The organism is Burkholderia sp. AW33-5 (assembly GCF_053427615.1).
In genome coordinates this window covers 137,816-152,825 of sequence record NZ_JBSAXA010000002.1, presented here as the reverse complement: position 1 = coordinate 152,825, position 15,010 = coordinate 137,816, and the positions used below count along the sequence as shown (strand labels likewise).

The following is a 15,010-nucleotide window of genomic DNA, read 5'->3' as shown; positions in this document are numbered from 1 at the left end:
CTTCCTGATCCGCGCCGTCGCGCCGCTCACCGGTCCATCCAGTACCGCCGCTGCGCATCGCGATGACGCTCGAACGCGAAGCCGCCGCTCGCCGGGGCGATGTCGAACCTCACGGCCCCGTCGCGATCGGTGCGCGGCAGCGGAATCCCGCGCGTTTCGTAGCGCGCGAGGACCGTCCGGTGCGGATGCCCGAATCGATTGCGATAGCCTACAGGAAATACCGCGACGCGCGGCCCGACCGAATCGAGGAAAGGCTCGACCGACGACGTGCGGCTGCCGTGGTGCGGCACGACGAGGATCTGCGCGGCCAGCGCGTCGCGCGCATCGTCCACCAGACGGCGCTCGGCGCGTGCCTCGATGTCGCCCGTCAGCAGCGCCGACGTGTCACCCGCGTCGATTCGCAGCACGCACGATTTCTCGTTCGAGGAACCCGCGCCGGCAACGCCCGGCGGCCACAACATCGTGAATACGACGCCGTCCCAGATCCACCGCTGTCCGGCCGCGCACGGCAGCCGATCCGCCACGCCGGCCGCATGCGCGTCGCGCCACAGCCGGTGCCGCGGCGCAATGCCGGCGAGCAGCTGGCGGACCTCGGCGGCCGCATAGACGGCCGCCGCGCCGCCCGCGTGATCGGCGTCCGCATGACTCAGGACGAGCGAATCGACGGTACGGATTCCGCGGGCACGCAACGCCGGCGCGACGATCCGCGCACCGGCATGGGTCGACTCCGCCCCCGGCCCCGCGTCGAACAGCAAGGTCCGGCGCGCGGTCTCCACCAGCACCGACGCGCCCTGCCCGACGTCGAGCACAGTCAGCCGGAAACCGCCGGGCGGCGGCGCATCGGGTGCCGGCGCGACCAGCGGCAGCCATGTCAACGGCGCCGCCCAGCGCAGCGGCCAGCCGCGCGGCATCAAGACCCACGCGACACCCACGCACGCAAGCGCCAGAACCGGCCAGTCGGGCATGCGCAGCCAGAACACGCCGGCCGGCCAGTCGGCGAGGTGCCGGAGCAGCGCCATCATCGGTTCGAGCGTCGCATGCGCAAGCCGGAACGCGTACGCGTCCAACGGCGCGGGCAACCCGATCCCGGCGAGCACGATCGGCGTCACCACGGCGCTGACCCACGGGATCGCAAACGCATTGCCGAACGGGCCCGATACCGAGATCTGAGCGAACCACGCGGCCGTCAGCGGCGCAAGACCGATCGTCACCGCGTACTGCACGCGTGTCGCCTCCGCGACACGGCGCCCGGCACGCTGGCACCACGCGCGCAGGCGGTGCCAGCGGTCGACCGTGGCAGCGCCGTCCGTCCCGCGGTCGTCGCCGCCGTCGAATTCGCGCACCGCGCGCCAGCCCGCCACGGCCATCAGGATCACCGCGACGGCGCCAAAAGACAGCCAGAACCCGGCCGACACCACCGCCCACGGATCGACCAGCAGCACGCCGCCGAGCGCCGCGCACAACACGGCGGACGGCGGCACGCTGCGTCCGGCGAGATAGCCAGCCGCCCCGGCCGCGATCATCCACCACGCGCGCTGCGCCGGCACGTTGAACCCGGCAAGCGCCGCATAGCCGGCGGCGGCCGTCAGCGCCGCCACCGAAGCCGCATACGGCGCAGGCATCGCGAGCGCCGCGGCATGTCCGCGCCAGCGCAGACGCCGCCAGACCCACGATACGATCCCGCCCGCGAGCGCGCCGACGAGCCCGACATGCAGGCCCGAAATCGCGACCAGATGACTCGTGCCGGTATTGCGCAGCACGCGCCATGCGTCGTCGCCGACGCCGGATTGATCGCCGACCGCGAGCGCGGTCACGATGCCGCGATGGCGCGCGTCGCTGCCGAGCGCGTCACCGATACCGTTGCGCAGCGCGTCGCGCAGCCGATCGATCGATGCGCGCCATCCCGATGCCCGCGCGTCGAGCAGTTCCGCCCGCTCGGGCGCGACCACATAGCCGATCGCACGAATGCCCGCGGCAAGCCACGCCGCCTCGCTGTCGCGCACGCCGGGATTCGCCTCGGCATGCGGGCGCTTCAGGCGCACGACGAGACGCCAGCGCTGCGCGGCGCGCAAATCGGGCATCGCGTCGCGTGCTGCGCGCGCGCCGTACGTGCGCCACGACAACCGGATCAGCGGAGGGAAGCGGGCCAGCCCCGCATCGTTCGATTCGACGGCCAGCAGCAGTCGCGCGCCGGTGTCGTCGATCACGGGCAACCCGCGGATCACACCCGTGACGACGATGTCGCGCCCTTCCCGCTCGACAGGCAGGCTGTCACGCAACCGCCATTCGGCACGTGCGGCCGCATAGCCGAATCCGATCGCACCGGCGGCGCAAGCGCACAGCATCCACCGGAGCGCGACGATCGCGCGGGTTCGACGGCGCCGCGCGCACCCTGCGAGCAGCGCGCCGCAACCGGCCAGCACGACCGCCCCGCCTACCCAGCCGCCCATGCCCGGCAACGCCGCCTGCCGCTGCAGCACGACGACGCCGAGCGCAAACGCGATCCACCACACGCGCATCGCACCTCCTCGTCGACCTGGCGCCGCCGTCGATGCGGCACCTTCCGGCAACGATTATGCGGACGAAAGTGCGAGGCGCGGCAGCGCGGCGAGCGCGTTAGCCGTTGTGGATAGGGACAGCGCGTGCGCGTCGATCCCGCGCAGTTCGGCGAGCACGCCGCCGATGCGCGGCACCTGGTCGGGCGCGTTGCGGGACTTGTACGCCCACTCGGGCGCGATGTCGGGCGCGTCCGTCTCGACGACGATCGCCTCGAGCGGCAACTGCGCGGCGAGCCGCCGGATCTGCAACGCGCGTCCGAACGTCACGTTGCCGCCGAAACCGAGATGCAGCCCCTGCGCGAGATACGCATCGGCCTGCTGGAAACTGCCGTTGAACGCATGCGCGATGCCGCGCCGCACACCGAAGCGGCGCAGCCCGGCGAGCACGCGGTCCTGCGACTTGCGCACGTGGCACAGCACCGGCAGGTCGAATTCGCGCGCGAGCTTGAGCTGCCCCTGATAGAAGAATTGCTGGCGCTCCTCGTCGAGGCCCGGCACGAAGTAGTCGAGACCGATCTCGCCGATCGCGACGAAGCGCGGATCATCGAGGCTCGCCTCGATCTCCATGCGCAGGCGGTCGAGATCCTCGTCGCGCGCGTGCGGCGTATACATCGGATGGATGCCGAGCGCGTAGACGGCACCCGGCGTGCGCTGCGCCAGTTCGCGCACGGTCGTGAAATTGTCGCGTCCGATGCTCGGAATCACGATGCGCGACACGCCGGCCGCGCGCGCCGCGTGCGCGACGGCGTCGCGGTCGGCGTCGAACTCGGCGGCATCGAGATGGCAATGCGTATCGATCCACATGGCGGCTTTCCTGCGCCCTCGCCGCCGCGCCGGGACTCGCCCGACGGCACGGCGGGGCGTTCGTTCACACCGGCAGCGCCGGCTCCTCGTGCAGCACGCCGTCGCGCAGGCGCATGATGCGGTCGCAGCGCGCCGCGAGCTCGGGATCGTGCGTGACGATCACGAAGCTCGTTTCGAGCGTCTCGGACAGTTCGAGCATCAGGTTGAACACCGTGTCGGCGGTGGTGCCGTCGAGGTTGCCGGTCGGCTCGTCGGCGAGTACGCACGCGGGCTTCGTCACCAGCGCACGCGCGATCGCCACGCGTTGCCGCTCGCCGCCCGACAGCTCGCCCGGCCGATGCTTCGCGCGCGGCCCGAGACCGACGCGTTCGAGCATCGCCTGTGCCTGCGCGCGTGCATCCTCGGTCGTCATCCGGCGGATGCGCAGCGGCATCGCGACGTTGTCGAGTGCGGTGAATTCCGGCAGCAGGTGATGAAACTGGTAGACGAAGCCGAGCGCGCGGTTGCGCAGCTCGTTGCGCTCGCGCTCGGCGAGTTGCGTAAACGGCTTGCCGAGCAGCGACACTTCGCCCGCGCTCGGTTCGTCGAGGCCGCCCAGCACGTGCAGCAGCGTGCTCTTGCCGGAGCCCGACGCGCCGACGACCGCGAGCTTCTCGCCGCGCCGCACCGTCAGCTCGGTGTTGTTGAGCACCTGCACGTTGAAGCCGCCCTGCACGAACGCCTTCGTGATCCCGCGCGCCTGAAGCACGTATTCCTGCATACCTGCCGAATCCTGTCTGATGGGTTGTCGTGAATCCGCCAATGCGGTCGCGCGATCATTCATAGCGCAGCGCCTCCGCCGGCTTCACCTTCGCGCCGCGCCAGCTCGGATAGAGCGTCGCGACGGCCGACAGCACGAACGCGATCAGACCGATCTTGATGACGTCGCCCGCGACGAGCTCCGACGGCAGCTCGCTGATGAAGTACACCGACGGCGGCAGGAACTGCACGCCGAACAGATGCTCGATCATCGGGATCAGCCACGGAATGCTCCACGCGATCAGGCAGCCGAGCGCGACGCCCGACGCGGTGCCGACGAAGCCGATCGTCACGCCCTGCACGACGAAGATCTTCATGATCGAGCCTGGTTGCGCGCCGAGCGTGCGCAGGATCGCGATGTCGGCCTGCTTGTTGGTCACCGTCATCACGAGCGACGACACGAGGTTGAACGCGGCCACCGCGATGATCAGCGTGAGGATGATGAACATCATCCGCTTCTCGATCTGCACGGCCGAGAACCAGGTCTTGTTCTGCTGGGTCCAGTCGCGGATGTACAGGCTGCCCGACAGCGTATGCGACAGCTCGACCGCGACCTGCGGCGCCTTCTGCATGTCGGTGAGCCGCAGCCGCACGCCGGTCGGCGCGGACATCCGGAACAGCGCCTCCGCATCGCGGATGTTGATCATCGCGAGCGTGCTGTCGTATTCGTAGTGGCCCGACTCGAACACGCCGACCACCGTGAACTGCTTGAGCCGCGGCATCATCCCGGCCGGCGTGATCGTGCCTTCGGGCGCGACGAGCGTGACCTTGTCGCCGACCGTCACGCCGAGGTTGCCGGCGAGCGCGTCGCCGAGCACGATGCCGAACTGGCCGGGCACGAGCGCGGCGAGCTGGCCCGCCTTCATGTCCTTGCCGATGTCCGACACCTGCGGTTCGAGCGACGGCTCGACGCCGCGCAGCATCACGCCGCTCACCGCGTCCTGGCGCGTGAGCAGCGCCTGCGCGTCGACGTACGGCGCCGCGCCGATCACCGACGTATTGCGGCGCGCTTCCTGCGCGGTCAGTTGCCAATCGGGCATCGAGCCGGTCGGCGAGAATACCTCGACGTGCGCAAGCACCGACAGCATGCGGTCGCGCACTTCCTTCTGGAAGCCGTTCATCACGGACAGCACGACGATCAGCGCCGCGACGCCGAGCGCGATCCCGAGCATCGAAACGAGCGCGATGAAGGAAATGAAGCCGTTGCCGGTCGTGCGTTTGCCGGCGCGCGTGTAGCGCCAGCCGATCTGCCATTCGTACGGAAGTTTCAAGCGAATCCTTTCTGCTGGTTACGGCGGGGATGGCGGCCCGTGGCCGGAGCGCCGTCCGGCGGCGGCCGGCCGCCCGGGCACGGCCGAAAAAACGGTCGCCGGACGCAATCGGGCCGTCCGCCGGCCCGATCACGCGCGCAGTTTGCCATACAATGCGCACCATCATGCACGACCGACGCCTCCATTTTCTCGTTCCGTTCGCGCTGCCGTCGGCGGCCGATGCGACCTCGTCCCTGCACACGCTGGACAGCCCCGCGCTCGAAAAGTTGCTCGCCCGCGCAAGCCTCGTCGAGCGCGTGGCCGGCGAGGACTTCCAGCGCACGCTGCCGCACGAACGCTGGCTGGCCCGCCAGTTCGGCGCGGCCCAGGGCAACGCCGCCGACGAGGCGCCGCTCGCGCCCTACATGCTGCTGGCGGACGGCGGCGATCCGGGCACCGAGGCCTGGGCGTGCGTCGAACCCGTCCACGTCGAAATCGCTCACGACCACCTCGTGCTCGTCGACCCGGCGAGCCTCGCGCTCGACGACGGCGACGCCGCCGCATTGCTGGCGGTCGCGCGCCCGCTGATCGAGGAGCTCGGCGTGCGGCTGGAGGCGCCGCAGCCGGCGCGCTGGTACCTGTCCAGCGAGCAGCTCGCCCGCCTCGCCGGCGCAGCGCCGCTGCGCGCGAGCGGCCGCAACATCGAGATCTGGCTGCCGCACGAAGCGCACACCGGCGAACGCTCGCGGATGTGGATGAAGCTGCAGAACGAAGTGCAGATGGCGTGGTTCCAGCATCCGGTCAACGAAGCGCGCGAAGCGCGCGGGCTGCCCGCCGTCAATTCGATCTGGTTCCACGCGCAAGGCACACTGAAGCCGGTCGGCAAGCCGTTCGCGCGCGTGCTGTCCGCGTCGCCCGCAGCGCTCGGCCTCGCGCGCGCCGCGCAAGCCGAAGCCGGCGGCGTGCCGGCAGCACTCGACGCACTGCCCGCCGCCGCCGGCGCGACGCTCGTCGAGCTGCCCACGCTGTCCGCCCCGTACATCGAGCAGGACTGGCCACGCTGGCACGATGCGCTCGCCGCGCTCGAGCGCGACTGGTTCGCGCCGTCCCTCGCCGCGCTGCAGAACGGCGAGCTGGCCGGCGTCGATTTCACGCTGTGCGGCGACACCAGCTCCGTGACGCTGCACGCGACGCGCGGCGACCTGCGCAAGTTCTGGCGCCGCCGCGCGCTGGCATCCCTGTTCGAATAACCCGACCTGTATGACCCGGATCGTTACCCGCCCCGTCGCGCCCGCCGACGCCGAAGCGCTCGCGCGCCACGGCCTCCACCCCGTCCTCGCGCGCCTGTACGCGTCGCGCGGCGTGCAATCCCCGACCGACATCGAGACTGCGCTCGCGCGCCTCGTCCCGCCCACCGAACTGAAAGGCTGCGCGGACGCCGCGGCGCTGCTCGCCGACGCGATCGCCGACAAGCGGCGCCTGCTGGTCGTCGCCGACTACGACTGCGACGGCGCGACCGCGTGCGCGGTCGCGGTGCGTGGCCTGCGCATGTTCGGCGCGCAGATCGACTACCTGGTGCCGAACCGCTTCGAATACGGCTACGGGCTCACGCCCGAGATCGTCGAACTCGCGGCCGCGCGCAAGCCCGACCTGCTGATCACCGTCGACAACGGGATCGCGAGCGTCGCGGGCGTCGAAGCCGCGAACGCGCGCGGCATCGACGTGCTCGTCACCGATCACCACCTGCCCGGCGACGCGCTGCCCGCCGCGCGCGCGATCGTCAACCCGAACCAGCCCGGCTGCGCGTTCCCGAGCAAGCACATCGCCGGCGTCGGCGTGATGTTCTACGTGCTGCTCGCGCTGCGCGCCGAGCTGCGCCGCCGCGGCGCGTTCGCGAGCAAGGAGGCCGAACCTCGCCTCGACGGGCTGCTCGACCTCGTCGCGCTCGGCACCGTCGCCGACGTCGTGCGGCTCGACGGCAACAACCGCGTGCTCGTCGCGCAGGGGCTGCAGCGCATCCGCAACGGCCGCATGCAGCCGGGCATCGCCGCGCTGTTCCGCGCGGCCGGCCGCGAGGCGCGCACCGCGTCGGGCTTCGACCTCGGCTTCGGCCTCGGCCCGCGCCTGAACGCCGCCGGGCGGCTCTCGGACATGTCGCTCGGCATCGAGTGCCTGATCACCGACGACATCGGCCGCGCATGGGACCTCGCGCAACAGCTCGACACGATGAACCGCGAGCGCCGCGAGATCGAGGCCGGCATGCAGCAGCAGGCGCTGGCCGATCTCGCCGACGTCGATCCGGCCGACGCGTGCACGATCACGCTGTTCAACCCGGAATGGCACCAGGGCGTGATCGGCATCGTCGCCGGGCGGCTCAAGGAGAAATTCCACCGCCCGTCGTTCACGTTCGCGCATGCGGACGAAGCCGGCACGCGGGTCAAGGGTTCGGGCCGCTCGATTCCCGGCTTCCACCTGCGTGACGCGCTCGACCTGGTATCGAAGCGCGAACCCGACCTGATCGTCGCGTTCGGCGGCCACGCGATGGCGGCCGGCCTCACGCTCGACACCGGCAACGTGCCGCGCTTCGCGGCTGCATTCGAGGCCGTCGCGCGCGAGTGGTTGTCCGACGACGCGCTGGCGCGTGTGATCGAGACCGACGGCGAACTCGAGGAAGCGTATTTCACGCCGCAGTTCGTCGGGCTGCTCGACGAAGCCGTCTGGGGTCAGGGCTTTCCGGCCCCGCTTTTCTCCGGCGAATTCGACGTCGTGTCGCAGTCGCTCGTGAAGGAAAAGCACCTGAAGCTGCAGCTGGCGCGCGGCCGCCAGCGCTTCAACGCGATCTGGTTCAACCACACCGAGCCGCTGCCGGCGAGCGCGCTGATCGCGTACCGCCTCGTGGCCGACACGTGGAACGGCGTGACGCGCGTCCAGCTGATCGTCGAACACGCGGCCGGCTGAGCGCCGCCCGCCCGGCCAACCCGCCCGCGGCACGCGCGGGCCGCATGCGCGCCGCGCCGAACGGGGCCGCGGCGCGCATGCAAGCACGTTCCGCGTCACCGGGAAACCCCGCCGATCGGCTATAATTCCGCTTTTTTACGAAGCAAGAATAGCGAACGATCATGGAAGCGGAACGTCTCAACGCGATCGAAAGCTCCCTGCTCGACCTGCGCACGCGCGCCGGCGAGCTTCGGGGGTATCTTTGACTACGACGCCAAATCTGCGCGTCTGACCGAAGTCAACAAGGAACTCGAAGACCCGAACGTCTGGAACGATTCGAAGAACGCCCAGGCACTCGGCCGCGAGAAGAAGCTGCTCGAAGGCGTCGTCACGACGCTGACGGCACTCGATAGCGACCTGCGCGATGCGCTCGACCTGTTCGAGCTGGCACGCGAGGAAGGCGACGAAGACACCCTCGTCGCATCCGAAGACGACGCGAAGAAGCTCGAAGCGCGCGTCGGCGACATCGAATTCCGCCGGATGTTCTCGAACCCGGCCGACCCGAACAACTGCTTCATCGACATCCAGGCCGGCGCCGGCGGCACCGAGGCGTGCGACTGGGCGTCGATGCTGCTGCGCCAATACCTGCGCTACTGCGAACGCAAGGGCTTCAAGGCCGAAGTGCTCGAAGAGTCCGACGGCGATGTCGCGGGCATCAAGAACGCGACGATCAAGGTGTCGGGCGAATACGCGTACGGCTTCCTGCGCACCGAAACCGGCATCCACCGCCTCGTGCGCAAGTCGCCGTTCGACTCGTCGGGCGGCCGCCACACGTCGTTCTCGTCGGTGTTCGTGTATCCGGAAATCGACGACTCGATCGAAGTCGAGGTCAACCCGGCCGACCTGCGCATCGACACGTATCGCGCATCGGGCGCGGGCGGCCAGCACATCAACAAGACCGACTCGGCGGTGCGGATCACGCACATGCCGACCGGCATCGTCGTGCAGTGCCAGAACGACCGCTCGCAGCACCGCAACCGCGCCGAAGCGATGGCCATGCTGAAGTCGCGCCTGTACGAAGCCGAAATGCGCAAGCGCCAGGCCGAGCAGGACAAGCTCGAATCGAGCAAGACCGATGTGGGCTGGGGTCACCAGATCCGCTCGTACGTCCTCGACCAGAGCCGCGTGAAGGACCTCCGTACGAACGTCGAAATGAGCAACACGAAGGCCGTGCTCGACGGCGATCTCGACGACTTCATCAGCGCGAGCCTCAAACAGGGCGTGTAAGCGCCGCGGCGCGGCCCCTGCGGTCGCGCCGCCCTTCCCGTTGCGTTGCCGCACCCACTCCGAATTCCGACCATCATGACCGAACCGACCCAAACGCAGCCCGCCGTCGCGGCGGACGAAAACCAGATCATCGCCGAGCGCCGCGAGAAGCTGCGCGCATTGCGCGAGCAAGGCGTCGCCTATCCGAACGATTTCCGGCCGACGCATCACGCCGCCGATCTCCAGGCGAAATTCGCCGACTCGGACAAGGCCGCGCTCGAGGCGAACCCGGTCGAGGTATCGGTCGCCGGCCGCATGATGCTCAAGCGCGTGATGGGCAAGGCGAGCTTCGCGACGGTGCAGGACGGTTCGGGCCAGATCCAGTTCTTCGTGACGCCGAACGACGTCGGCGCGGAAACCTACGACGCATTCAAGAAGTGGGACCTCGGCGACATCGTCGCCGCGCGCGGCGTGCTGTTCCGCACCAACAAGGGCGAGCTGTCGGTCCAGTGCAAGGAGCTGCGCCTGCTGTCGAAGGCGCTGCGTCCGCTGCCGGACAAGTTCCACGGCCTCGCCGACCAGGAAATGCGCTATCGCCAGCGCTACGTCGATCTGATCGTCACGCCGGAAACGCGTGACACGTTCCGCGCGCGCACCAAGACCATCGCGTCGATCCGCAAGTTCATGGACAACGCCGACTTCATGGAAGTCGAAACGCCGATGCTGCACCCGATCCCGGGCGGCGCCGCGGCGAAGCCGTTCGTCACGCACCACAACGCGCTCGACATGCAGATGTTCCTGCGCATCGCGCCGGAGCTGTACCTGAAGCGCCTGATCGTCGGCGGCTTCGAGCGCGTGTTCGAGATCAACCGCAACTTCCGGAATGAAGGCGTGTCGCCGCGCCACAACCCGGAATTCACGATGATGGAGTTCTACGCCGCGTACACCGACTACCGCTGGCTGATGGACTTCACCGAGCAGCTGATCCGCCAGGCGGCGATCGATGCGCTCGGCACCGCGACGATCCAGTACCAGGGCCGCGAGCTCGACCTCGCGAAGCCGTTCCACCGCCTGACGATCACGCAGGCGATCCAGAAATACGCGCCGCAGTACACCGACGGCCAGCTGTCGGACGACGCGTTCCTGCGCTCCGAACTGAAGCGCCTCGGCGTGGACGTGTCGCAACCGGCCTTCCTGAACGCCGGCATCGGCGCGCTGCAGCTCGCGCTGTTCGAGGAAACCGCCGAATCGCAGCTGTGGGAGCCGACCTACATCATCGATTACCCGATCGAGGTGTCGCCGCTCGCACGCGCATCGGATACGGTGCCGGGCATCACCGAGCGTTTCGAGCTGTTCATGACCGGCCGCGAGATCGCGAACGGCTTCTCGGAGCTGAATGATCCGGAAGACCAGGCCGCGCGCTTCAAGAAGCAGGTCGAGCAGAAGGATGCGGGCGACGAGGAAGCGATGTTCTTCGACGCCGACTACATCCGCGCGCTCGAACACGGGATGCCGCCGACGGGCGGTTGCGGGATCGGCATCGACCGTCTCGTGATGCTGCTGACCGACAGCCCGACGATCCGCGACGTGCTGCTGTTCCCGCACCTGCGCCGCGAAGACTGACGGCCGAGCCCGCGTGTGCGCCGCGCCCTGCGGCGCGCACGCGTCAGCTTTGTAACCACGCGTAAATCCCGCCCGCCGGCGTTCGCCGGTTTTCGATCCTCCCCCGTTTTATCTCCTCGTTGCGACGGCCTTCTCCGGGTTTTCCCTGTAACGCCCGCTGCCCCCGCGCTGCAATTCGTTACACCTTGATACGGTGCGACCCTCGCCCGTGGACGACACTCCTGTTGCGTCACCACGCATGACCACGGGACCAGAACGCGGCGCCGGAACGCCGAGTCTGCTCGCTCCCGAGCGTGGGATCCGGCCGGCACCAACGTGCGAAGCCGGGTCGACACCGGAGAGAACAAAATGGACAACCAGAATCAAACCACGCCGCAAAAGCAACGCCTTCACCCGCTCATCGCGACCGCGGCAGGCGCCGTGATCGTCGCGAGCCTCGCGGCCACCGCAGCGATCACGGGCATCTTCCCGAAGGCCAACAGCAACAATGCGCAGAACGGCCAGACCCAGGCCGCGCTGATCGCGTCGCAGCCGGCCGTCGATACGGCCGCTGCGGCCAGCGCCGCGCTCGCCGCGCAAGCGCAGCAGCAGGCAGCCGAACAGGCCGCGCAGCAGAAGGCGGCGGCCGAGAAAGCGGCGGCAGCCCAGGCCGAACCGAAGCCCGCGCCGCGCCCTGCCGCCACGCATCGCCGCCATACGCCGGCGCCGCAACCGCCGCAATACGCGCAGCAGCCGTCCGCGCCCGCGCAGGCGGCTTATTGCCAGACCTGCGGCACCGTCGTCGCGATCACGCAGACGCGTACGCCGGGCCAGAGCTCGGGGATCGGCGCGGTCGGCGGCGCAGCGGCCGGCGGCCTGCTCGGCAACCAGTTCGGTCACGGCAACGGCCGCACGGCGATGACGATCATCGGCGCGCTCGGCGGCGGTCTCGCCGGCAATCAGGTCGAGAAGCAGGTGCGCGCGGAAACCGACTACCAGGTGCAGGTCCAGATGGAAAGCGGCGCGACGCGCACGTTCACGTACCACAACCCGCCGCCGTTCGGCCAGGGCCAGCGCGTGCGGATCGAGAACGGGACGCTGGTCGGCGCGTAACGCCTGACGTCTCGCCGGGCGGCCCTTGCGCCGCGCCGGAAATGAAAAAGGCTCGTGATGCTTCACGAGCCTTCTCTGTTTGCGGGAGCGTTGCCGGAGCCGCATGGCGCGAGGCGCCAGCGCGAATCTCAGTCTTCGTCGTCGAAGTCGGATTCATCGATCCAGTGGGCCTGGATCGCTTCGAGGATCTTCTCGCCCGAGTGCGCCGGGTCGTCGGTGAAGCCGTCCAGTTCGATGACCCATTGGCGCAGGTCGACGAAATTGATCCGCTGCGGATCGACGTCCGGATGCTTGTCTGCCAGCGCGATGGCGATTTCGCGCGAATCGGTCCATTTCATGGCCTGCTCTCCCGTGTACGCGGCGAGTCCGCCCCGCCGATCCGTCAGTGATTTTCCTTCGCGTGGTTGATCGAGTACTTCGGGATCTCGACCACCAGGTCAGAATCTTCCTTCACGATTGCCTGGCACGACAGGCGCGATGTCGGCTCGAGGCCCCACGCCTTGTCGAGCAGGTCGTCTTCGTCCTCGTCGGACGGGTCGAGATCGTTGAAGCCCTCGCGGATCACCACGTGGCAGGTCGTGCATGCGCACGACTTCTCGCACGCATGCTCGATCTCGATCCCGTTGTCGAGCAGGTTGTCGCAAATACTCTTGCCGGGCGTCGCGTCGATCACTGCACCGTCCGGGCACAGTTCGACGTGAGGCAGCACCACCAGTTGAGGCATGTCCGTTCCGTCAGTCAGGGTGCGGCGACTGGCGCCGCACGGTTCAATATCGCGCGGGCCGTCGCCGGCCCGCGCGCAGTTCGTTCAGATCTCGTCGAGCCGTCGGCCCGACAGTGCGCGCTTGATGCTCTTGTCCATCCGGCGCGCCGCGAATTCGTCGGTGCCGTCGGCCAGCGTCTTGGTCGCGGTTTCGATCGCGTCCGTGTCGTCGCCCTGCGCGATCGTGCGCAGCGCGGCGACGAGCGCGTCGACCTGCGTGCGTTCGGTGTCGTCGAGCAATTCGCCGTCGGCCGCCAGCGCCGCCTGCGTCGCCTCGATCATCCGCTCGGCCTCGACCTGCGCTTCGCGCAGCGCGCGCGCCCGCATGTCGATCTCGGCGGTCTTGAAGCTGTCCTCGAGCATCTTCGCGATGTCGTCGTCGGCGAGGCCGTACGACGGCTTCACGACGACCGACGCCTCGACGCCCGAATGCTGCTCGCGCGCGAACACCGACAGCAGCCCGTCCGCATCGACCTGGTAGGTCACGCGGATGCGCGCCGCACCGGCCGTCATCGGCGGGATGCCGCGCAGCTCGAAGCGCGCGAGCGACCGGCAGTCGGCGACGAGCTCGCGCTCGCCCTGCACGACGTGGATCGCCATCGCGGTCTGGCCGTCCTTGAAGGTCGTGAATTCCTGTGCACGCGCGATCGGAATCGTCGAATTGCGCGGAATGATCTTCTCGACGAGGCCGCCCATCGTCTCGACGCCGAGCGACAGCGGGATCACGTCGAGCAGCAGCCAGTCGTCGCCGCTGCCGCGATTGCCGGCGAGCAGGTCGGCCTGGATTGCCGCGCCGAGCGCGACGACCTGGTCCGGATCGAGATTGACGAGCGGCGGCTGGCCGAAATGCTTCGCGACCGCCTCGCGGATCACCGGCATGCGCGTCGCGCCGCCGACGAGCACGACGCCCTTGATGTCGGCCGGGCTCACCTGCGCATCGCGCAGTGCCTTGCGGGTCGGCGTCAGCGTACGCTGCACGAGCGGCTCGACGAGCGCGGCGAACGTGTCGTGCGAGATCGTCTGCTCGATCCGGGCACCGCTCGACAGCGTCACGTCGAGCGACGCCTGCGGCGCGGACGACAGCGCTTCCTTCAGCACGCGCACGCGATCGAGCAGCAGGCGCACGTCCTCGGGCGCGAGCACCTTCGCATCGATGCCGGCCTGCGCAAGCACGTGGCCGAACAGCGCGTGGTCGAAATCGTCGCCGCCGAGCGCGGAATCGCCGCCCGCGGCCAGCACTTCGAACACGCCCTTGGTCAGCTTCAGGATCGACAGGTCGAACGTGCCGCCGCCGAGGTCGTACACCGCGTAGAGGCCTTCGGCCGCGTTGTCGAGACCGTAGGCGATCGCGGCCGCGGTCGGTTCGTTCAGCAGACGCAGCACGTTGAGGCCCGCAAGACGCGCGGCGTCCTTCGTCGCCTGGCGCTGCGCGTCGTCGAAGTACGCGGGCACCGTGATCACCGCGCCGACCAGTTCGTCGCCGAGCGTGTCTTCCGCGCGGTAACGCAGCGTCGCGAGAATCTCGGCCGATACTTCGACCGGGCTCTTCACGCCGTCGATCGTGCGGATCTGCACCATGCCCGGCGCATCGACGAATTCGTAAGGCGCGTTCGCCGCGCCTTCGACTTCCGCCTTGCCACGGCCCATGAAGCGCTTGACCGACACGATCGTGTTGCGCGGATCGGTCGCGGCCTGTTCCTTCGCTTCGTGGCCGATGCGGCGGCCGCCCTGCTCCAGATAACGGACCACCGACGGCAGCAGCGCGCGGCCCGCCTCGTCCGGCAGCACTTCGGGCACGCTGTTGCGCACGGCCGCGACGAGCGAGTTCGTCGTGCCGAGATCGATCCCGACAGCGAGTCGCCGCTGGTGCGGCGCCGGCGCCATGCCCGGTTCGGAAATTTGCAGTAAAGCCATCTTGG

General features: G+C 69.2%; 12 protein-coding genes. 5 read left to right on the top strand and 7 right to left on the bottom strand.

Going from position 1 to position 15,010, the window contains the following annotated elements:
* Positions 1–26 precede the first annotated feature (26 nt).
* The 4 genes from ACV22V_RS04155 to ACV22V_RS04140 all read right to left on the bottom strand — a co-directional run bounded on the left by ACV22V_RS04155 (position 27) and on the right by ACV22V_RS04140 (position 5,431).
* Positions 27–2,519: a DNA internalization-related competence protein ComEC/Rec2 gene (locus ACV22V_RS04155; protein ID WP_448013110.1), complete on the bottom strand. Its 2,493-nt coding sequence runs from the start codon at positions 2,517–2,519 to the stop codon at positions 27–29.
* A 54-nt stretch (positions 2,520–2,573) separates the two neighbouring features.
* Complete coding sequence (locus tag ACV22V_RS04150; protein WP_448013109.1) at positions 2,574–3,362, bottom strand: TatD family hydrolase; 789 nt, start codon at positions 3,360–3,362, stop codon at positions 2,574–2,576.
* Between the two features lie 64 nt (positions 3,363–3,426).
* Positions 3,427–4,122 (bottom strand): lipoprotein-releasing ABC transporter ATP-binding protein LolD, encoded by a 696-nt coding sequence (gene lolD / locus ACV22V_RS04145; protein WP_059450449.1) that lies wholly within the window; start codon positions 4,120–4,122, stop codon positions 3,427–3,429.
* A 55-nt stretch (positions 4,123–4,177) separates the two neighbouring features.
* On the bottom strand, positions 4,178–5,431 hold the full coding sequence (locus ACV22V_RS04140; RefSeq protein WP_059535838.1) for a lipoprotein-releasing ABC transporter permease subunit: 1,254 nt from the start codon (positions 5,429–5,431) through the stop codon (positions 4,178–4,180).
* A gap of 152 nt (positions 5,432–5,583) precedes the next feature.
* Here ACV22V_RS04140 and ACV22V_RS04135 point away from each other — a divergent pair, with 152 nt between their 5' ends.
* The 5 genes from ACV22V_RS04135 (at position 5,584) to ACV22V_RS04115 (ending at position 12,328) form a co-directional block, all read left to right on the top strand.
* The gene (locus ACV22V_RS04135) at positions 5,584–6,660 is read left to right on the top strand and encodes a regulator (protein ID WP_448013108.1); all 1,077 of its coding nucleotides are present in this window, start codon (positions 5,584–5,586) and stop codon (positions 6,658–6,660) included.
* 10 nt (positions 6,661–6,670) lie between these two features.
* Positions 6,671–8,368 (top strand): single-stranded-DNA-specific exonuclease RecJ, encoded by a 1,698-nt coding sequence (gene recJ, locus ACV22V_RS04130; RefSeq protein ID WP_059608402.1) that lies wholly within the window; start codon positions 6,671–6,673, stop codon positions 8,366–8,368.
* A 161-nt stretch (positions 8,369–8,529) separates the two neighbouring features.
* A protein-coding gene (prfB, locus tag ACV22V_RS04125) for a peptide chain release factor 2 (protein ID WP_107938119.1) occupies positions 8,530–9,634 on the top strand; the annotation gives its coding sequence in 2 pieces (ribosomal slippage) (positions 8,530–8,610 and positions 8,612–9,634; 1,104 coding nt in all).
* 75 nt (positions 9,635–9,709) lie between these two features.
* Positions 9,710–11,236, top strand: a complete 1,527-nt coding sequence (gene lysS, locus ACV22V_RS04120; RefSeq protein WP_059702247.1) for a lysine--tRNA ligase — start codon at positions 9,710–9,712, stop codon at positions 11,234–11,236.
* A gap of 348 nt (positions 11,237–11,584) precedes the next feature.
* On the top strand, positions 11,585–12,328 hold the full coding sequence (locus ACV22V_RS04115; RefSeq protein WP_059535846.1) for a glycine zipper 2TM domain-containing protein: 744 nt from the start codon (positions 11,585–11,587) through the stop codon (positions 12,326–12,328).
* 128 nt (positions 12,329–12,456) lie between these two features.
* On the opposite strand, the gene iscX is transcribed toward ACV22V_RS04115, so the two are convergent.
* From iscX to hscA, 3 genes are all read right to left on the bottom strand, one after another.
* Complete coding sequence (gene iscX / locus ACV22V_RS04110) at positions 12,457–12,666, bottom strand: Fe-S cluster assembly protein IscX (RefSeq protein ID WP_040144569.1); 210 nt, start codon at positions 12,664–12,666, stop codon at positions 12,457–12,459.
* 44 nt (positions 12,667–12,710) lie between these two features.
* Positions 12,711–13,052, bottom strand: coding sequence for an ISC system 2Fe-2S type ferredoxin (gene fdx, locus ACV22V_RS04105; protein ID WP_059464189.1), 342 nt, complete (start codon positions 13,050–13,052; stop codon positions 12,711–12,713).
* An 84-nt stretch (positions 13,053–13,136) separates the two neighbouring features.
* Positions 13,137–15,005 carry a Fe-S protein assembly chaperone HscA gene (hscA, locus tag ACV22V_RS04100; RefSeq protein ID WP_448013105.1) on the bottom strand — a complete coding sequence of 623 codons (1,869 nt, stop codon included), beginning with the start codon at positions 15,003–15,005 and terminating at the stop codon, positions 13,137–13,139.
* Positions 15,006–15,010: the final 5 nt, after the last annotated feature.